The sequence below is a fragment of the Agrobacterium sp. O3.4 genome (assembly GCF_041414895.1).
Taxonomy (GTDB): Bacteria; Pseudomonadota; Alphaproteobacteria; order Rhizobiales; family Rhizobiaceae; genus Agrobacterium; species Agrobacterium cucumeris.
In genome coordinates, this window is record NZ_JALPZP010000007.1 from 167,158 (window position 1) to 186,765 (window position 19,608).

A 19,608-nucleotide genomic window follows, 5' to 3' on the forward strand; every position below is an offset into this window, starting at 1 on the left:
TTTCCCATCATGGCTCAGATCGATATCCGCCAGGTCCGCAAATCCTACGGCAAGACACCCACCCTGCATGGCGTGGATCTCTCTTTCGAATCCGGCGAATTCGTCGTCATCCTCGGCCCCTCGGGCTGCGGCAAATCCACGCTTCTGCGCATGATCGCCGGGCTGGAAGACATTACATCAGGTGAAATCGCCATTGGCGGGCGCGTCGTCAACAGGCTCGAGCCGCGTGAACGCGGCTGCGCCATGGTGTTCCAGAATTATGCGCTTTACCCGCATATGTCGGTCGCCAGCAATATCGGTTATGCGCTGAAGGTTGCCGGCGTCGCCAAGGCCGAGCGCCTGCGCCGCATCGAAGAAACCGCAAAGATCGTCGGCCTTACCGATTTTCTGGAACGCAAGCCGGCCGCCCTTTCCGGTGGCCAGCGCCAGCGCGTCGCCATGGCCCGCGCGATCATCCGCGAACCGCAGGTGTTCCTGTTCGACGAGCCGCTCTCCAACCTCGATGCCAAGCTGCGCGTCACCATGCGCGCCGAAATCCGCAAGCTGCACCAGCGCCTGTCCGCCACCTCCGTTTTCGTCACCCATGACCAGGTGGAGGCGATGACGCTGGCCGACCGGCTGGTGGTGATGAACAAGGGCAATGTCGAGCAAGTCGGCCATCCGCTCGACATCTATCATCGCCCGGCCACCACCTTCGTCGCATCCTTCATCGGCTCCCCGGCGATGAACCTGTTCACGACAAGGGCCGAAGTCGAATCACCTGCCGTGATGCTGGGCGGCGCGGCGGTCAGGCTCTTCCCTGAGACCGGTCTCGAACTGCGCGGCCGCGACGTGACGGTCGGCATTCGCCCGGAACATTGCCTTGTCAGCAAGGAAGAGGGTGCTGGCGTACCGGCGATCGTCGATTTCGTCGAAGAACTCGGCTCCGGCCGCATCGTGCATGCCGAGATCGCCGGCGAAACCTTTTCCGCCGCAATCGGCGAAGACCTTTCGGTCAAACCCGGCCAGCGCATCCACCTCACCATGCCGCCTGCGCACCTGCATTTCTTCGACCCGGCTACCGGCAAGAGGATCGAAACGGAAGGAGCAGCCGAGGCCAGTAACGTCGGCAAGGAGGCATTGCTGGCGGTCTAAAAGACAAGGCCTTTCGGCTTACCCCTTCACGCCTGACGAAATCATGATGGCCTCCGTCACGCGGCGCTGGAAGATGACGTAAGCGATGATGACCGGTAGTGCTGCCAGCATCGCAACGGCCATCAGGCGGGCATAAGCGACACCGAAGGCGTCGTTGACCTGGGTGATGCCGACGGGGATCGTCATCATGTTTTCCGAGGTGACGACGAGGAACGGCCAGAAGAAGGCGTTCCACACCGAAATGAAGGTCACGATCGCCATGGCGGTCGTGATCCCCCAGTTGAGCGGCAGATAGACCCGGAACAGGATCGTGTATTCGCCGCCGCCATCCAGCACCACGGCTTCGCGCATCTCCTTCGGCACGCTGTCGAAGAACTGCTTGTAGACGATGATGACGATGGGGGTGATGAGCTGCGGCAGGATGATGCCGGCCCAGGTGTTGATGAGGTTGAGGTTCTTCATCAGGATGAATTGCGTGACGACAAGCGTCTGCGCCGGCACCATGAAACTTGCCAGCACGATGCCATAGAGCAGCCGCCGTCCCGGAAAGCGGATCTGCGACAGCGCATAGGCGCACAGCATGGAAATGAACAGGACGGAGACCGTGACGATGACAGCGGTGCCGATGGAATTGACATACCAGGTCAGCAGCCGCGTGTTGAAGATGGCGTTCACATAGGCACCCAGCTGGAACTCATCCGGCAGCAGCGATGTGTTGCCGGCGACATTTTCATCGGAGCGAAGCGACGTGACAAAACTCCAGTAGAGCGGAAAAATCCACACCAGCGCCGCCGAAAAGGTCAAAAGGGTGAGAACAATATTCTCGAGTTTTCGGGTCGGGCTCATGAGTTCCTCCGGATGCGCAGCAGCTGGAACTGAAGAACGGAAACGATGACGATCAACAGGAAAAGCACGGTCGCGACGGCCGAGGCATAACCGCCATTGTTCATCTGGAAGGCCTCCCGGTAGACCTTGAGGAGAAGCACAAAGCTGGAATTGAAAGGGCCGCCGCCGCTCAACAAGTAAATCTGGTCGAATATCTTCAGTTGCAGGATCAGTTGCAGCGTCAGGACAAGGGCCGTCACGGGCCACAGAAGCGGCCAGGTGACGCGGCGGAAGCGTTGCCAGGTCGTCGCGCCATCCAGTGCCGCCGCTTCATAAAGTTCGGCCGGAATATTGCGCAGGCCGGCAATGAACAGCAGCACGTTAAAACCGTTCGTCCACCAGATGGTGACGACAGCGACCATCGGCATCACCCAATAGGGGTTTTTGAAGACGGCGACCGGCTTGCCCGCCAGCAGCGAAATGACTGGTTGCAGAACACCGAACTGCAGATCGAGCATCCATGCCCAGATCTCCGTCACCACAGAAACCGGCAGCACGTAAGGCAGGAAAAACAGGCTCATGGCGATTGTCTGCCCGATGCCCGACAGCCGGCTGACGGCAAGCGAAATCATCAGCGCGATGATGGTGGTCGGCACCACGGTCAAGAGAACGAAATAACCGTTGTTCTTCAGCGAGGTGACAAACAGCCGGTCGCCCAGCAGTTTCGCGTAGTTTTCAAACCCGACCCAGTTTCCCTCGCCGATCAGCGGCGCATCGGTAAAGCTGATGCGCACCATCTCGATCAGCGGATAAAGGAAGAAAGTGGCGAAGACGACGATGAATGGCGTCACCATCGACAGCGCGATCAGCGACTTCTTCCGCCGGTTTTCAATCATTGCCATGGAATGCCTCCGGGCCTCTGCGCATTGCGCGATGCCCTCCAGCCATCGGGGCCGGAGGGCAGGCGTGGATTATTTGAGTTTGCCCTGAAGTTCGGACTGGATCTGCTCGACGGCTTCCGCGCTGCCGACAAAACCCTGAATGGCCGGTGCGATGACGTTGAGTGCCGCGTCATAGGCCGGAGAGGCAACCCCGGTAATCGTGGTCTTGGGGTCAAACACCGCCGCCTCCGCCAGCGTGGCATAGGTGGCGTTGGGCTGCATGGCCTTATATTCGGGACTTTCGGTAATCGATTTATAGGCTGGAATATGTCCGGCATCGGCCCAGCTGATGGCGTGTTTTTCCATCCAGCCGATCACCGTCATGACGGCGGCGCGTTTTTCGCCGGAAACCGTCTTGTCACCTTCATTGGGGATGGCAAAAGCATGGGAATCCGCCCAGGTGGCGCGTTTGCCCATCAAAGGCGGCACTTCCACCGCGCTCCATTTGAAACCGAGCTTGCCGTTCTTTTCCAGATCCTTGTAAGTCGGCACTTCCCAGACGCCATTCAGCTGGAAAGCAGATTTGCCGGCGGAAAACAGCGCCACCGAGGCCTCATATTCCGCCTGTTCAGGCGCCCAGCCGTTTTCCCGCCATCTGGACATTGTGTCGATGGCTTTGGCGGCCTTTTCGGCATTGTCGCCGGCCAGAACTTCCTTGCCGGTGACGAGTTCGCCACCCTGCTGCGACAGCAGCGTGTAAAACACCCGCCAGACCCCGCCTTCACCGCCCGACTGATAGGTGATCGGCGTCTGAACGCCATTTTCCTTCGCCCAGGCGAGCGCTTTTTCGAAATCCTCGATCGTCTTTATGCCGGTCAGCTTGCCTTCGGCATCGAGATAGGGAGAGCCCTTCAGAAGATCGGCGTTGTAATACAGAACAAGCGCGTGAATATCGAACGGCACGGCATAAAGCTTGCCATCCTGGGTGGCCGCCTCCACCGGCGCGCTGAAGAAGTCTTCCGTCTTCAGCCCGGCATCCTCAAGATCCTTCGCGGTGATTTCGCTCAGCACTTTTTCTTCAAGGCCAAGCGGCGCGCGCGACAGGTGATAGGTCATGATATCCGGACCTGAACCCACCGCAGAGGCCGTTCTGACCTTGGTGTAAAAGGGAACGCCCCATTCCAGCGTCGTGCCCTTGATCTGGATATCGGGATGTTCCTTGTTGAAGGCCTCGATCAGCGCTTTCATGCGCACGCCGTCACCCCCGGCCAGAAAGTCCCACCAGATGATATCCTGCTTGGCAAGCGCCGGCATGGCGGTCAAACCCAGAACCGTGCCGATAAGCAATGTCTTGATCAATCGCATCGTCATTCCTCCCGTTTCTTGAAACACCCCGTCAGGGGATGGTTTGCTGCATCGAAAGGCGCCTCCTCGCGCCTATCGCAACCTTTTGCCGTCGCTGTCGAAAACCAGAATCCGGTCGGGCGAGGCGCTGAGCGAGACGGACCGGCCATCCAGCTGCTCGCGGGAGCCCTGCCGCTGCACGATAAGCTCCTTTCCCGCCCTGGTGCGGGTGTAGAGGTAAGACAGATCGCCAAGCTCCTCGGCCACCTCGACGATGACGGGCAAGACGCCCTCATCCGTGATCGCCAGATGTTCCGGCCTGATGCCGATCTCCAGCCGCTGGCCGGTCGACACCGGCTGCGACAACCGCGCTTCGAGAGGCCGCTCGCCGCCTTCGAGCGCCAGCGTCACGCGGCCATCACGCTGCTCCACCACATCGGCTTGCAGGAAATTCATCGCCGGCGATCCGATAAAACCCGCCACGAAACGATTGTCGGGATCGTCATAAAGCGTCAGCGGCGCGCCCGCCTGCTGCACGATGCCGCCCTTCAGCACGAAAATCCTGTCGGCAAGCGTCATCGCCTCCACCTGATCATGCGTGACATAGATCATCGTCGCGCCGAGCTTGCGGTGAAGCCGCGTCAGTTCCAGCCGCATCTGCACGCGCAGTTCGGCGTCCAGATTTGACAGGGGCTCATCGAACAGGAACACCTTCGGCTGCCGCACGATGGCGCGGCCGATGGCGACACGCTGCCTCTGGCCGCCTGAAAGCTGGGAGGGCCTTTTATGCAGATGCTCGTCAAGCTGCAGGATACGGGAGGCCTCACCCACCCTCTCATTCACCTCCGCCTTCGGCCGGCGGGCAAGCCGCAGGCTGAAAGCCATGTTCTCGAACACCGTCAGATGCGGATAGAGCGCATAATTCTGGAAGACCATCGCCACGCCGCGATCCGCCGGTTCGACCGCGGTGACATCACGGTCGTCAATGGCGATGCGGCCGCCACTGGTCTCCTCAAGCCCGGCGATCATGCGCAACAGGGTGGATTTTCCGCAACCGGAAGGCCCCACGAACACCGCGAAGCTGCCGGTCGGAATTTCCATCGAGACGTCCCGGATCGCTGCGAACGATCCGAAGGACTTGGCGATATTGTTGAGACGGACACCCATCACCGCCTCACTGAACCTTCAGGCGCAGCACATGGTAGGACAGGGCCGGCACGGAGCCTTTGAGCGCCCCATCCTCGACAGCGACGCCACTGCCCGGCACCGGCACGACGCGGTCGGGCTGGTCGGGGCCGTTTCCAACCCGCAGGTCATATCCCGCCATCGCAAGATGCAGGCTGAGGGTGGCGGATGAAAATCCGGTGAGGCTGACATTGATCTCAGCCGCCTCGGTGAGATGGCGGTTGAGGACAAATAGCGTCACCACGCCCTCTTCCTCGCTGAAGACCCCGGCAACATCGAGATATTTGACGTCGTCAGCAGCGTTGCAATCGTAGGTCGGGCAATCCACCGCGACATTCAGCGCAACGCCACGGCCATAAAGCGAGGCGAACTGATAGGGGTAATAGATCGTCTGGCGCCAGGCCGGCCCGTTCTTTTCCGCGCGGATGGGGGCGATGACGTTGACGAGCTGGGCGATGCAGGCGATGCGCACCCGGTCTGAGCGGCGAATGAACTCATTCAGCAGACCGGCAACGAAAAGCGCATCCTCGAAATTATAGGTCTCTTCCAGCAGGGCCGGCGCTTCCGGCCAGTCCCAGCTCTTGATGCGTTTGCTGTCGTCTTCGCGGATGTGATACCAGACGTTCCATTCGTCAAAGCAGATGGAAACATCATTCTTGGCGCGCTTCTTGGCTTTCACATAATCGATGACGCCGGCAATCGTCTGGATATAACGGCCGGTCTCTTCGATCTTGCCGAAATAATTCAGCGTGTCGCGGCTGTTATTGCCGAAATATTTGTGCAGCGAGATATGATCGACATTCTCGTAGCATTCCTCCAGCACTTCGCGTTCCCATTCGGGATAGGTCGGCATGCCGTCATTCGAACTGCCGCAGACGATCGCTTCAATTGTCGGGTCGAAGCCTTTGAAAGCCTTGGCGGTTTCATTGGCGAGCCGGCCATATTCCACCGCCGTCTTGTGGCCGATCTGCCAGGGGCCGTCCATCTCGTTGCCGAGGCACCACATCTTGACGCCATGCGGTTTCTCGGTGCCGTGGCTGCGGCGCAGATCACTAAGCTCGGTGCCGCCAGGGAAATTCACATATTCAAGGAAGTTGCGGGCATCATCCAGACCACGGGAGCCGAGATTGACCGCAAGCATCATCTCGATGCCGGCCATAGAGGCCCAGTCTGCGAATTCATTGATGCCGATCTGGTTGGTTTCCTTCGACCGCCAGGCAAGGTCCAGACGAATAGGCCGCTTGTCGCGCGGGCCGATACCGTCTTCCCAGCGATAGGCCGAAACGAAATTGCCGCCGGGATAACGGATGGCGGGAATTTTCAGGTCCTGCACGAATTTCAGGACATCCCTGCGAAAGCCGTTCTCATCCGCCTGCGGATGGCCGGGCTCGTAAATCCCGCCATAGATCGCACGCCCCATATGTTCGATGAAGGCGGAATATAGGCGATCGTCGATACGCCCAATCCGGAAGTCCCGGTGGACTGAAACCCGCGCTTTCATAGGCTCTCCTCCCTGCGCATTTATATCATAAAATATGGTATAAACCATATTTGATAATATAGTTGCCGAGGGAATCCGCGCCTGTCAACCGCGAAAATCATACTTTTAAAATTTGAAGGCTCAGTCTGCCGTGCGCAGGCGCAGGACAATGTCCTGATCGTAATTTCCGAAACCCCGGCCGAAGATATTCAGCCCGCCCGGATGTTTCGCATCGGCCTTGACCTCGATGCGCAGACGGATGGAACGATGGCTCACCAGATCGATATCCGCCAGCGTCACATCCGAAATGCGGGTGCCATCGACATAGGTCCCCTGCGCCGTGATGCGCCAGGTTTTGAGCATGCCATATTGCGAACCGGAAAGTTTCCACCAATCGGGCGTAAACACACCCCGCTTGTCCCCGAAGTCGCCCGGAGAGGTCCACACGCCGATCTCCCTGCCGTTGACGGAAAGGGTTATGTCCGACGGCCAGTTGCTGTGCGTTCCCGGCACCTCGGAACTGACCTCCATGGAAAACTCGATTTCCTCGACGTTTCGGCCCTGAATCTTGGCATTATTGGGGAATTGATATTCCACGAAGCCCGACGTCAACCACAAGAGCGCCGTCTTCATGCGGTCAGGATCCATGAAGGTATCGGGCACATCCAGAAGCCCGATAATACCCTCAGGCGAACAGATGCCGCAGGGTGCCGTTACCGAACTCTGGGTATAAAGGCCAAGCGGCATGGCCACCGCAATGTAATTGGAGGCCGCCGGCGTCTCGGGTTTTCGGAAGGAAACGATGAGTTCGTCGCAGGTGGCAAAGCAGATTTTCTGGCTGCCCTTGCGCGCCTTGCGCGTCTCGGTTCGCAGCAGCCCCGCCTCTTCAAGAACAGCCACACCGGCGGATACCGTGGACTGAGGCAGATCAAGCCGCTGCGCGATCTCGTTGACATTCAGACCGCTCGTCTCATGCAGCAGCTTCAATATCTGCACGCGGATCAAAGATGCGGCCGCTTTCAGGACATCGAATTCTTTTTCAGCATCAACCAGGAGGAAATTGGGGGCCATTCTCTAATCTTCAGATTTATCGATCCAGATCAGGATTTCTGGCTTAAATACCCTATACTTGTCCAGTGTTGTTTATCGTTCGGGCATATCTGAAGGTTAAAGACATGAAAAAGGCATCGCCACGCAGCCTTGGCCACGTGGCGATGCCCCTTTGTCGTCAACCGCGCTTGCGCAGGGTCCGCGTGCCGGTGTCGACAAGATTCTGCGCCGCTTCATCCACGCTGGCGCGACCGAAGGCGAGCGAATCGGCAATCGGACGCATCACGCCGCGGTCGAACTCATTGGCGCCGATGGGGGCGGGCTCCGGATAGGGATCGAGTTTGCCGGACAGGCTCTCGATATAATCCACCGTCTTGCGTTCGGTCTCGTTGAGGCTTGGCAACACCGCCTCACGCACCTTCTTTGCCGGCGGCACGCCGCGCTCGACACCCAGCACCTTGCCGGCATCGAGATCATTGACGAAGAAGTTGATAAACTTCGCTGCTGCTTCCGGATTGGTGGAGGTGGACGAAATGCACCAGATGAGCCCCGGCCGGTAATAATGCCCGGTCGGCTTGCCAGCCCCCTCACCCGGCAGCATGCCGATGGACAGTGTCTTCTTGTTCAGCGCCTGATAACCCACAAGCTGGTTGGAATAGGCAAAACCGATGGCAGAATTGCCAAGCGTCAAGGCGTTGGATTCGATGGTGTTGTCATCACGCGTCTGGATATCGGCGGAAACGCAGAGCTTGTCCTCGCGCAGCTTCTCCCAATAGGCGAACCATTCCTTGGCGTCTTCCTTGTTGAAACCGATGGTGCCATCCTGAAACAAAAGCTTGCCGCGCTGGCGAAGCCAGACATCGAAGACATAGTGGTAACGCGCACCATAGGGCACCGCCCAGTAATTGCGCCGCGCCGGGCCGTTCTTCTTGAAATCGCGCGCCAGTTCCGCCAGCGCCGTCCAGGTGATCTGCCCTTCCGGCATGGAAACGCCGGCTTCCTTCACCGCTTCAGCATCATACATCATGCAGAAGGAATTGAGCCCGAGACCGACGCCGTAAAGCTTGCCGTCAATGCGGCAAAGATCGATCTCGCTCTTGCCGAAGCTGGAAAGATCAAGCGTCGAGCCGACGAACTTGTCCAGTTCCATGCAGGCGCCACGGCCGGAATAATCGGCGATGGTGGATGGTTCCAGCTGGAAGATATCGGCGACATTGCGTCCGGCCATCGAGGTCGCAAGCTTGGTCCAGTAGTCGGAGCCGGCGATCATTTCGCCGCTGACCACCGTTTGCGGATCGGCCTTCTGGTAAAGGGCGATAACGTCATTGGTGCGCTTGTTGCGATCGGCTGATCCCCACCACACGCAACGAAGCCGGGTCTCGGCCGCCAGCGCGCGAAAACCGCCCGCCGCAACCCCAAGACCGGCCAGCGCCGCCGTTACCAAAAATCCACGTCTGTCGATAGTTTGCATCTGCTCCTCCCGCGTTTTGCAAATTTTTCACTGACTACTTAATTCTTGCAAATTTTCTATATTTGCAATATTTGCATCATAATAGATTTTTTTGCAAGCGCAGGAGACGACATGAACGATACGCCCGACATCAGCCGCCCGCGCCAGTCGGATATCGCCCAGCGCGCCGGTGTTTCCATCAGCACCGTCTCTCGTGTTCTCGCCGGGGAAAAAGGCATCAGCGCTTCGATCCAGACCAAGGTTCTGGGGGTTGCGGCGGAACTTGGCTATCCGCTGCGGCCGGTCACCAGCCAGGCCGGCGGCGTGCCGCTGGAAGGCAAAAAGGTTCTCGCCTTGATGTCCGCCGAAAGGGCAACCGGCGATATCGGCGCTTTTTATCACGATATTTTCGACATGCTGCGCAGCCTCGCCCAGACGGACGGGTTTGAACTCGATATCCGGCTGCTGCACCAGAAACAGGTGGATGACGCGCTGACACAGCGGGTCTGCGAGGCGGACGGCCTTCTTGCCATCGGCCTCGACCCTGAAGAGGAGATCATCCACCGCATCACGCAGGGAGTGCTTCAGCCGGTTCTGGTCAACAGCGCCGACCCCTCGATGACGCTGGATTGTGTTTCGCCCTCCAATTTTTACGGCGGTGCGATGGCGGCGCGGCGGCTTCTGGAACTCGGCCACCGCAAGGTCGCCTATATCGGCCCGCACCACCGCCACACCATACGCGAGCGCATGCGCGGCTTCCGCCACACCATCCTCGAACAGGAGGGAGCCATTTATGAGGAATTCCTGCTGACGACGGTGGATAGCGGCTTTGGACAGGCGGGCGATGCGGTTCGCCAGCTGCTGGCCAAAAACCCTGACCTGACAGGCATTTTCTGCATGAATGATGCGATTGCGCTCGGCGCGCTGGGGGCAGCACAGGAGCTTGGCCTTGGCGTACCGGATGATCTTTCCATCATCGGCTTCGATGATCTGCCCTTTGCCGAACTCTCCACCCCTCGCCTCAGCACCATCCGCGTCGACCGCCGCGAAATTGCCCGCGAGGCCGTGGAACTGATGCGCCGCCGGCTGACGGAACCTTCCGCCAACGCCCGGCAGGTGCAGCTGGGCGTGCAGCTGGTGGAAGGAGAGACCGCCGGACAGGCGAAAAAGACGGGAAAGGCGATACGTAATGCATGATGCGGCAAACAATGATCCGATGACCCGTTTCAATCCGCTCTATGGTAATCCGCTCAAAACCCGCGCCGATGTCAGGAAGGCGCTGGATGACAGTTTCGCACCGCTTCTGCCCTATTTTTCGCAAAGCGGCGCAAGGGTGACACTTAGCGGCACTGCCGCGCATTTTGACCGGGCAGCGGCCGATCTGGAAGGATTTGCCCGGCCGCTCTGGGGCATCGCGCCGCTGGCGCTCAGCGGCGACAGCTTTGAGCATTGGCCGCTTCTGGCAAGAGGCATCACCAACGGCACCGATCCCGCCCATCCCGATTATTGGGGCGACGTGCGCCAGAAGGATCAGCGGCTGGTAGAACTTGCAGCTCTGGGCTTCGCGCTTCGGCTTGCGCCACAACATCTTTGGGAACCCCTCTCCGACACGCAGAAAGACAATGTCCGCCGCTATCTGCTGACGGCGCGCGAGCGCAATTATGCCGATAATAACTGGAAGTTCTTCCGGGTGATGGTCGACATGGCGCTCGATCATCTCGGCATAGATTTCGACCACAGCCTGACGGAAACTTTCAAGGCGGAGCTGGACGGCTTCTACATTGCCGACGGCTGGTATCGGGACGGCGATTATCGCCGCATCGACCACTATATCGCCTTCGCCATGCATTTTTACGGCCTGATCTACGCGAAACTCAGCAAGCCTGACGATGCTTATGCCGAACGTTACCGTGAACGCGCCCGCCTGTTTGCCGGCGATTTTGCCGGCTGGTTCGATGAGGATGGCGGGGCGCTCGCCTTCGGCCGGTCCATGACCTATCGTTTCGCCTGTGGCGGCTTCTGGGCAGGCCTTGCCTTTGCCGATGAAGAAGCCCTGCCCTGGGGCGAGATCAAGGGGCTTTATCTGCAGCATCTGCGCTGGTGGGCGCAAAAGCCGATCGCCGACCGCGACGGCGTTCTCTCCATCGGCTACGCCTATCCGCAGCTGACCATGTCGGAAAGTTACAATTCGGCCGGTTCGCCCTATTGGGCCTTCAAGGCCTTCCTGCCGCTCGCGCTGCCGGAAAGCCACCCCTTCTGGCAGGCGGAAGAAAAGCTGCCCGAAACCTCCACCAAACCACGGCCGCTCATTCATCCCGGCATGGTGATAATGCGGACCAAAGGCAACGTCACGGCACTTTGCAGCGGGCAGGAAACCCTCTCCATGCGCGGCGGGTCGGAAAAATATGCCAAATTCGCCTATTCATCCCGTTATGGTTTTGGTGTGGAAGTGGATGAGCGCGGCTTCAAGACCAATGGTTTTGATAATATGCTGGCCTTCTCTGACGACGGCCTGCATTACCGCGTGCGCGAAACCAACGAAAAGGTTCTGCTGGCCGGGGACAATCTGCGGGCGACATGGAAACCCTTCCCCGATGTCGCGGTTGAAACGACGCTGGTTGCCGCCGGCGACTGGCACATCCGGCTGCATCGGATCACCAGCGCCCGGCCACTTTCCGTCACCGAAGGCGGCTTCGCCATCAATCGCAACGACGGCGACAGCGATGCCGTAACCGAGACAGCCGGCCATGCATCGGCTGATTGCGGCACCGACATTTCCGCGATCATCGATCTCGGCTCCGTCATATCCCGTCAGGGCATCGCACTGAAGGCGCTACCCAATACCAATCTCATCAATGCCAAAACCACGGTGCCGCAATTGCGCGGAGACATTCCAGCCGGCGAAGCTCTGCTTGCCTGCGCCGTCTTTGTGGGGCTGGCCGGGCCAGAAAGCAAAAAAGCCCTGGCAGCTGTTCCAGCGCTCCCGGATATCAAGGCGCTCGACCGCCTGTTTGCAGAGCACGGCGTCCCGGTCAGCAGCATGGCGGCGACGGGAGAGCCACGATGACGAGCCCGCTTCCGCGTCTCAGCCTTGCCATGGACCCGGAGCGGACGCAGCATGTGCTGACACCACAGGCGCTCGAAAGGCTGTCGCAGAGCGTCGAAATCATCGATATCAGCCGGATCTGCGACTTTCACGATCCATCGGTAAGAGACCAGCTGGAACGGACGGATATTCTCCTGACCGGCTGGGGCTGTCCCGATATCGGCGCGCGGGAACTGGCGTTGATGCCAAGGCTCAAGCTGATTTCCCATGCTGCCGGCACGGTGAAATATTTCCTCTCGCAGGCGGTCTTTGAGCACGGCATCACGGTGTGCAGCGCGGCGGAAGCCAATGCGCAGCCGGTCGCCGAATTTACGCAGGCGATGATCCTGCTTGCCGGCAAGCGCGTATTCAGCTTCCGACGGTTTTATGGAAACGATCGCGGGCGGGAAAACGTCGATCACCTGCAATCGCAGGCCATCGGCAATCTCGGCCTGACGGTCGGGGTGGTCGGCGCGTCGCGCATCGGGCGTCGGGTCATCAATCTGCTGAAACCCTTCGATCTCGACATCATCCTTTTCGACCCGTTTTTAAGCGCAGCCGAGGCGGAGCGCCTTGGCGTGCGGCTGGTAACGCTTGATGCGCTGATGGCAATGAGCGACGTCATTTCGCTGCATGCGCCGTCGCTGCCGCAGACCCGGCATATGATCGGCGCAGAAGCGCTTGCCCGGATGAAGGACGGCGCAACCCTGATCAACACGGCGCGCGGTGCGCTCGTCGATGAAGAGGCGCTGCTGGCGGAACTGAAAACCGGGCGTATCGAAGCCGTCATCGATGTGACCGATCCGGAAGTGCCGCCGCCCGATTCCGCCTTCTACAGCCTGCCCAACGTCTTCCTGACACCGCACATCGCCGGCGCCGTAGGCCTCGAACGCGCCAGGCTGGGCGACATGGCAATCGCGGAAATCGAACGCTTTTGCCAGGGCGCGGCACTTGAACAGCAGGTGCGGCCGGAACATCTGGAACTGATCGCATGAGAATTTTCGAGCCGGGCCTCTGCTCCGTCACCTTCCGCTCCCTGTCGCCGCAGGCCGTCATCGACCTTGCCGTCGCGAACGGCATCAAGGCAATCGAGTGGGGCGCGGATATCCATGTGCCGTCAGGCGATCTCGAAAACGCAAGGGATGTGGTCGAGCGGACGGCCAAAGCGGGCCTGACCGTCTCTTCCTACGGTTCCTACATCTTCGCGCCGGATTTTACGCGGCAAGATTTGACCGCCGTTCTCGAAACTGCCAAAGCGCTCGGCACCGGCCATATCCGTATCTGGCCGGGCCAACGCAAAAGGCCCTCCACCGACTACTCTCCCGCCGAGCGCCGCAGGGCCACCGAGGCACTGGCAGAGATCGCCCGCCATGCGCAAGATTACGGCATGACGATTGGCCTCGAATATCACCCCAATTCACTGACGGACACCCTGCCTTCGGCCCTGCAACTGGCGCAGGATTTGGCCATGCCCAACCTCTTTTTCTACTGGCAGCCGGCACCCGGCCTGCCGCTCGAAAAGGCTCTCGCTGAAATATCGGAAATCGGCTCACGCATCTGCCATCTGCACGTCTTTGCATGGCTTGCCGACACCAGCCGCCTGCCGCTTGCCGACCGCGCGGATTATTGGCGGTCGTGTGTCGAGGCGTTACCCCAAAGCGACTGGACGAAACCGGCTTATGCGATGCTGGAATTCGTCAAAGGTGACGATGTCGGCCAGTTTGCGGAAGATGCGGTGGCGCTACGCGAGATCCTCGCCGGTCATACCGATTAGTGCACGATTGCAACCTCACACGCGACGTCATTCTCGGCCCTGTGCCGGGAATCTAATCACGTTGAACAAAATCAACATGTTGCAGATCCTCGGGACAGGCCCGAGGATGATAACGCAAGCTTTGCGGACTTCGTTAGCCGCCCTGTGGTGAGACAGCTCTCACCCACCCACTCTCATATCCGCCGCCCATCCGCCCCGAACAGATGGGTCTTGGCCAGATCGAATGCAAAGGGAATGGTCTCGCCGATGCGGATTGGGCGCTGGCCGTCCAGCAGCACGGTGGCCGGTTGGCCGTCCGGGGTGTTGGTGTAAACCACCGTCGAGCCGCCCAGATGTTCCACGAGCTGGATGGAAGCTTCGCCGAGCGAGGATTGCGCCTGCGGGTTGACGTGTTCGGGGCGCACGCCGAAGGTCAGCGGTTCGCCTTCGCCGGCCGCAACCGGCTTTTCCAGCACGATGCGCTGGCCGGCCACCTCGATGGTGCGGTTGGAGCTGTCGCCTGAAACCACCTTGGCGGAGAGGAAGTTCATCTTCGGCGAGCCGATGAAGCCGGCCACGAACTGGTTGGCGGGATTATTGTAAAGATCGAGCGGGCGGCCGACCTGCATGATGCGGCCGTCACGCAGCACGACGATCTTGTCGGCCATTGTCATGGCTTCCACCTGGTCATGCGTCACATAGATCATGGTGCTGCCGAGCGTCTGGTGCAGCTTGGCGATTTCGACGCGCATCTGCACGCGCAGTTCGGCATCGAGGTTGGACAGAGGCTCATCGAAGAGGAAGATTTTCGGCTCGCGCACGATGGCCCGGCCGATGGCGACACGCTGGCGCTGGCCGCCCGAAAGCGCCTTCGGCTTGCGCTGCAACAGCGGGCCGATCTGCAGGATATCGGCGGCCTTCTGCACCCGCGCCTCGACCTCCGGTTTTTTGTAACCCGCGGTTTCCAGACCGAAGGCGAGGTTCTTGTAGACGCTCATATGCGGATAAAGCGCATAGGACTGGAAAACCATGGCGATGCCGCGTTTGGAGGCGGCTGTTTCGTTGACCCTTTCGCCATCGATGCGAAGATCACCCTCGGAGATTTCCTCCAGCCCGGCAATCATGCGCAAAAGCGTGGATTTACCACAGCCCGAGGGGCCGACAAAAACGGTGAATTCACCCGGCTCGATCTTCAGATCGATACCGTGAACGACCGGAAAAGCGCCGAACCGCTTGACGATTTTTTCCAGAGTAATGCTGCTTGCCATGCTGTTTCTCCCGACTGTCGCGCCGCGCCAAGGGCGGCCGCGACAGTGTTGATGGTCTTATAAAATGTTTTCTCGGTTCAGCGTTTCATTCCCGTCGTGGCGATGCCTTCGATCAGCAGCCGCTGGAAAAACAGGAAGAACAGGAAGACCGGCACCAGCGACAGGTTGGACATGGCGAAAAGCGAGGTCCAGTCCGAGCTGCCGGTGGAATCCACAAAGGATCTGAGGCCGAGCTGCACGGTGTAGGTGTTGATGTCGTTCAGATAGATCAGCGGACCGAAGAAATCGTCCCAGGTCCAGATGAAGGAAAAGATGGCAGCCGTCGCCAGCACCGGCATCGACAGGGGCAACATGATCTTCCAGTAGATGCGGAAGGGCGAGCAGCCATCCATGACAGCAGCCTCGTCCAGTTCACGCGGGATACCGCGGAAGAACTGCACCATCAGGAAGATGAAGAAGGCATCCGTCGCCAGATATTTCGGCACGATCAGCGGCAGCGAGGTGTTCACCCAGCCCATTTCCAGAAACAGGATATATTGCGGGATGAGCACGACATGATAGGGCAACATCAAGGTGCCGAGCATCAGCGCGAACCAGAAATTGCGCCCACCGAACCGCAGCCTTGCAAAAGCGAAGGCGGTGAGCGAGCAGCCGACCACATTGCCGATGGTGGCGAGCACCGAGATGAAGAAGGAGTTCCAGAAAAACTGCCCGAAACTCACCTGCAGCCCGGTCCAGCCGCGGATATAACCGCCGATATCGACCGACGAGGGAATGAGCGAGGAAGAACCGAACAGCTCATCCTGCGGCCGGAACGAACCTGAAATCATCCACAGAATTGGATAGAGCATCGCAAAGGAAGCAATGATCAGCGCGGTGTGGAGCATCACCGATTTCAGCGGTGTGCGTTGCGGGCCTTGTCCGGGCCGGGGAGCGGTAACAGCGTCAGTCATCGTAATGCACCCAGTATTTCGCGCTGAGGAACGAGAAGGCCGTGAACAGCGAGATGATGATCACCAAAATCCAGGCAAGCGCCGAGGCATAGCCCATGCGGAAGAAACCAAAGGCTTCCTGATAGAGGTAGAGCGTGTAGAACAGCGTCGAGTTGATCGGCCCGCCGGTGCCTTCGGAAATGATGAAGGCGGGCGTGAAGGCCTTGAAGGCATCGATCGTCTGGATCACGGCGTTGAAGAATATCACCGGTGTCAGGAGCGGCAGGGTAATGCGGAAGAACTGCCGCACCTTGCTTGCTCCGTCGATTTCGGCGGCTTCATACATATCCTGCGGGATTTGTCTCAGACCCGCGAGGAAGATGATCATCGGCGAACCGAACTGCCAGACGGACAGGATGACCAGCGTGTAGATCGAATAATCCGGATTGGAAATCCAGCTTGGTCCTTCATAACCGAAAGCCTGCCACAGGATCATGTTGACGAGGCCGTCAGAGGCGAAAAGCTGGCGCCAGAGCACGGCAATGGCCACGCTGGAACCCAGCAGCGACGGCAGATAGAAGATCGCCCGGTAGAGCGTCAAACCCTTGATGCCGCGATTGAAGGCGAGCGCCACCAGCAGAGCGAAGATGAGCTTCAGCGGCACCGACAGCAGCACATAGGTAAACGTCACCTGCATGGCCGCTGCAAATTTCGGATCATCGGTGGCGATGCGCACATAGTTTGCCGCCCCCACCCAGTCCGGCGACTGCAACAGGTCATAATTGGTGAAAGACAGGTAAAGCGACGCGAGCGCCGGGCCCAGCGTGAGGCCGAAGAAGCCTATCAGCCAGGGCAGGAGAAACAGGTAGGCGTGAATATTGCGGTCGAACATCCGCTTCACGCTGCCCCGCTTCGGGAGAGCCGCGCCACGGCTCTCCCCCACAAGAGTTTCAGATCGAAATGCCATACGCAATCACTTCCGTTTGATAACGGTTTCAGATTCCTTGACGAGGCGGTCACCGCCCTCTTCAGGCGAAATCTTGCCGAAGCCAACTTCCTCCGCCGTGCGTTTCAGGACAAAGGCGAACTCGCCTGCACCCGGGGGTGGCGCCGGCGGCAGATCGCCGACGCCGGGAGTAATCTCGGCGATATATTCCACCATGCTCTTGCTGACCTCATCGAGCTTGGGAGTAAGCGCGTTACGCATGGATTCCGAAGCGGGAACGCCGCGTTCAACGCCCAGAATATCGATGCCCTGCGGGTCGGCGACCAGGAAGTTGATGAACCCAACCGCCTGCTCGATGCCGGCGCTGCCATTGGCGACGCTGATGAGCATGGAAGGTTTGAGATAGTGGCCGGAAGGGCCATCCTTCGTGCTCTTCGGATAGGAGCTTATGGCAAGCTTGGCCTTGTTGAGCTTCTGATAACCGACGAACTGGTTGGAATGGGCGAATGCGGTTGCCGCCTTGCCCGTCGTCAGCGGGTTGGTTTCGATATTGAGCTGGTCGAGCGCCTGCACATCGGCCGGCACACAGGCGCCGCTCTTGCGCAGATCCGCCCACAGGGTGAACCACTTGGTCGCATCAGCAGGATCAAAGCCGATGCCGCCATCCTGCGTGTAGAGCGATTTGCCGTTCTGGCGCAGCCAGTTCTCAAAGCTCGGCTCCACGCCACTGGCATCGGCCGTGGCGTAATAACCGGGTTTCGGCTTGTTCTTGCTGAGCTTGGCGGCGTTTTCGGCAAACTCTTCCCAGGTCTGGCCGATGGACGGCGGTGTCGCGCCGGATTTTTCCCAGGCGGCCTGATCGAAGAAAACGGCGCTGGAATTGACGCCGAGATTAATGCCGTAAAGCTTGCCATCGACCCGGCCGGAATCGATGTTCATCTTGCCGAAATCTTCGATCTTCAGGCCCTTGCCGATATATTCATCGAGCGGCGCAAGCGCGCCGCGACGGCCATATTCGAAGATGTAACGATAATCCATCTGGATCAGGTCAGGCGCGTTGCGACCCGCCACCTGCGTGGCAAGGCGCGGCCAGTAATCACTCCAGCCGGCAAACTCACCGGCAATATCGAGATCCGGCTTGACCTGCTTGTAGGCCGATATCGCCTTGTTGGTGCGATCGGCGCGTTCCTGCGACCCCCACCACAACATGCGAAGGCGCGCGGCCTGCGCCTGCGCCGACCCTCCTCCCAATGTTGCAAGCGACAGGGCCGCAAGCCCTGCTGAAAGCACACCTCTCCTGTGAAGCATCATGGGCATTGGCAACTCCTCCCTATTGACTGCCAATTGATGATGAACGTAAACGACACTTGCCGTTTTATAACTAATTGGTTACATGGGAACACTGATCGCAAACATTGTCAAGCGGGTGCTGAAATGGAAGAAACGACAAAAAACCAGCCACTCGATCCGGCTTCGGAAAAAGCGCCTGCCCCCAAGCGCAAACGCGCTACCGCACAGGTGCGAAACCCTGAAAGAACCCGGGCCGCCATCCTTGAAGCCGCCCGCCGCGAGGTGGCCGCCAAGGGGCTGGCGGGGGCTCGAATCGATGTCGTCGCCCGCCGCGCTGGCACCAACAAGCGGATGATCTACCATTATTTCGGCGATAAGGATGCGCTTTATCTCGCCGTTCTGGAAGATGCCTATCGCCATATTCGCCACACCGAAAGGCGGCTCGACCTTACCCGCAAGCCCCCTTCGGAGGGGTTGCGGGAGCTTGCGCTTTTCACCTGGCATTATTTCCTCGATCACCCCGAATTCCTGAGCATCCTCGCCACCGAAAACCTCAACAAAGCCCGCTATCTCAGGCAATCCCCGACAATTGCCGCCATGCATTCGAATTTCATTTCGGAGCTGGAAGAGGTGCTGCGGCGCGGCAGCGACGCCGGCGAATTCCGCGACGGCCTCGATCCGATCGACGTCTATCTGACCATCGCTTCACTCGGTGCTTTCTATCTGTCGAACCGGTTCACGCTGTCGACGATCTTCCAGCGCGACCTGACCGACCCTGCCGAACTGGAAAGATGGGGCCAGCACATCGTCGACACGCTGCTTGCTGCAGTGCGGCCAGTCTGAGCCGGCAGAACCGAATTCTCGTTTAACAACAGCGACGACGCGCTTTCGCATCCGCGAAGCGCGTCGTTTTCTTTTGCGGCGCGGTGAAGAAGCCAGACGGCGGCCTCTCTCGAAATTTGAATTTTGTCCGCCAAAAACACCT

Annotated in this window: 17 protein-coding genes; 6 read left to right on the forward strand and 11 right to left on the reverse strand. The window is 59.4% G+C overall.

Annotated elements, in window-relative coordinates:
- Positions 1 to 9 precede the first annotated feature (9 nt).
- Positions 10 to 1,134 carry a sn-glycerol-3-phosphate import ATP-binding protein UgpC gene (locus M0412_RS23260; RefSeq protein WP_269702771.1) on the forward strand — a complete coding sequence of 375 codons (1,125 nt, stop codon included), beginning with the start codon at positions 10 to 12 and terminating at the stop codon, positions 1,132 to 1,134.
- A gap of 18 nt (positions 1,135 to 1,152) precedes the next feature.
- Here the strand turns inward: M0412_RS23260 and M0412_RS23265 are convergent, their stop codons facing one another.
- From M0412_RS23265 to M0412_RS23295, 7 genes are all read right to left on the reverse strand, one after another.
- A complete protein-coding gene (locus M0412_RS23265; protein WP_046800433.1) occupies positions 1,153 to 1,980 on the reverse strand; it encodes a carbohydrate ABC transporter permease in 828 nt (275 codons plus the stop codon).
- On the reverse strand, positions 1,977 to 2,861 hold the full coding sequence (locus tag M0412_RS23270) for a carbohydrate ABC transporter permease (protein ID WP_161991467.1): 885 nt from the start codon (positions 2,859 to 2,861) through the stop codon (positions 1,977 to 1,979). The genes M0412_RS23265 and M0412_RS23270 overlap by 4 nt, the downstream gene beginning before the upstream one ends.
- Before the next feature lie 69 nt (positions 2,862 to 2,930).
- Entirely contained in the window at positions 2,931 to 4,205 is a 1,275-nt protein-coding gene (locus M0412_RS23275) for an extracellular solute-binding protein (RefSeq protein WP_269702767.1), read from the reverse strand.
- A gap of 72 nt (positions 4,206 to 4,277) precedes the next feature.
- Entirely contained in the window at positions 4,278 to 5,351 is a 1,074-nt protein-coding gene (locus M0412_RS23280) for an ABC transporter ATP-binding protein (protein ID WP_269702765.1), read from the reverse strand.
- Positions 5,352 to 5,358: 7 nt separating this feature from the next.
- On the reverse strand, positions 5,359 to 6,870 hold the full coding sequence (locus tag M0412_RS23285) for an alpha-N-arabinofuranosidase (RefSeq protein ID WP_269702763.1): 1,512 nt from the start codon (positions 6,868 to 6,870) through the stop codon (positions 5,359 to 5,361).
- Positions 6,871 to 6,990: 120 nt separating this feature from the next.
- Positions 6,991 to 7,920: a transcriptional regulator gene (locus M0412_RS23290; RefSeq protein WP_174029566.1), complete on the reverse strand. Its 930-nt coding sequence runs from the start codon at positions 7,918 to 7,920 to the stop codon at positions 6,991 to 6,993.
- A 157-nt stretch (positions 7,921 to 8,077) separates the two neighbouring features.
- A complete protein-coding gene (locus tag M0412_RS23295) occupies positions 8,078 to 9,370 on the reverse strand; it encodes an ABC transporter substrate-binding protein (protein WP_269702759.1) in 1,293 nt (430 codons plus the stop codon).
- 111 nt (positions 9,371 to 9,481) lie between these two features.
- Between M0412_RS23295 and M0412_RS23300 the strand changes: the two genes are divergently transcribed.
- The 4 genes from M0412_RS23300 to M0412_RS23315 are packed head-to-tail and all read left to right on the forward strand — an operon-like array spanning position 9,482 to position 14,208.
- Positions 9,482 to 10,546, forward strand: a complete 1,065-nt coding sequence (locus M0412_RS23300; protein WP_269702757.1) for a LacI family DNA-binding transcriptional regulator — start codon at positions 9,482 to 9,484, stop codon at positions 10,544 to 10,546.
- Positions 10,539 to 12,416 carry a DUF2264 domain-containing protein gene (locus tag M0412_RS23305; RefSeq protein ID WP_269702755.1) on the forward strand — a complete coding sequence of 626 codons (1,878 nt, stop codon included), beginning with the start codon at positions 10,539 to 10,541 and terminating at the stop codon, positions 12,414 to 12,416. Before M0412_RS23300 ends, M0412_RS23305 begins: the two co-directional genes overlap by 8 nt.
- Positions 12,413 to 13,429 carry a hydroxyacid dehydrogenase gene (locus M0412_RS23310; protein ID WP_269702753.1) on the forward strand — a complete coding sequence of 339 codons (1,017 nt, stop codon included), beginning with the start codon at positions 12,413 to 12,415 and terminating at the stop codon, positions 13,427 to 13,429. Before M0412_RS23305 ends, M0412_RS23310 begins: the two co-directional genes overlap by 4 nt.
- Entirely contained in the window at positions 13,426 to 14,208 is a 783-nt protein-coding gene (locus tag M0412_RS23315) for a sugar phosphate isomerase/epimerase (RefSeq protein ID WP_269702751.1), read from the forward strand. Before M0412_RS23310 ends, M0412_RS23315 begins: the two co-directional genes overlap by 4 nt.
- Before the next feature lie 173 nt (positions 14,209 to 14,381).
- On the opposite strand, the gene M0412_RS23320 is transcribed toward M0412_RS23315, so the two are convergent.
- The 4 genes from M0412_RS23320 to M0412_RS23335 all read right to left on the reverse strand — a co-directional run bounded on the left by M0412_RS23320 (position 14,382) and on the right by M0412_RS23335 (position 18,650).
- Positions 14,382 to 15,455, reverse strand: coding sequence for an ABC transporter ATP-binding protein (locus M0412_RS23320; RefSeq protein WP_065116511.1), 1,074 nt, complete (start codon positions 15,453 to 15,455; stop codon positions 14,382 to 14,384).
- 77 nt (positions 15,456 to 15,532) lie between these two features.
- Complete coding sequence (locus M0412_RS23325) at positions 15,533 to 16,408, reverse strand: carbohydrate ABC transporter permease (protein WP_142843209.1); 876 nt, start codon at positions 16,406 to 16,408, stop codon at positions 15,533 to 15,535.
- Positions 16,401 to 17,279: a carbohydrate ABC transporter permease gene (locus M0412_RS23330; RefSeq protein ID WP_225245840.1), complete on the reverse strand. Its 879-nt coding sequence runs from the start codon at positions 17,277 to 17,279 to the stop codon at positions 16,401 to 16,403. The genes M0412_RS23325 and M0412_RS23330 overlap by 8 nt, the downstream gene beginning before the upstream one ends.
- Before the next feature lie 81 nt (positions 17,280 to 17,360).
- Positions 17,361 to 18,650: an ABC transporter substrate-binding protein gene (locus M0412_RS23335; RefSeq protein ID WP_137454782.1), complete on the reverse strand. Its 1,290-nt coding sequence runs from the start codon at positions 18,648 to 18,650 to the stop codon at positions 17,361 to 17,363.
- 117 nt (positions 18,651 to 18,767) lie between these two features.
- Here M0412_RS23335 and M0412_RS23340 point away from each other — a divergent pair, with 117 nt between their 5' ends.
- Positions 18,768 to 19,466 carry a TetR/AcrR family transcriptional regulator gene (locus tag M0412_RS23340; RefSeq protein WP_110760058.1) on the forward strand — a complete coding sequence of 233 codons (699 nt, stop codon included), beginning with the start codon at positions 18,768 to 18,770 and terminating at the stop codon, positions 19,464 to 19,466.
- The last annotated feature ends 142 nt before the right edge of the window (positions 19,467 to 19,608 follow it).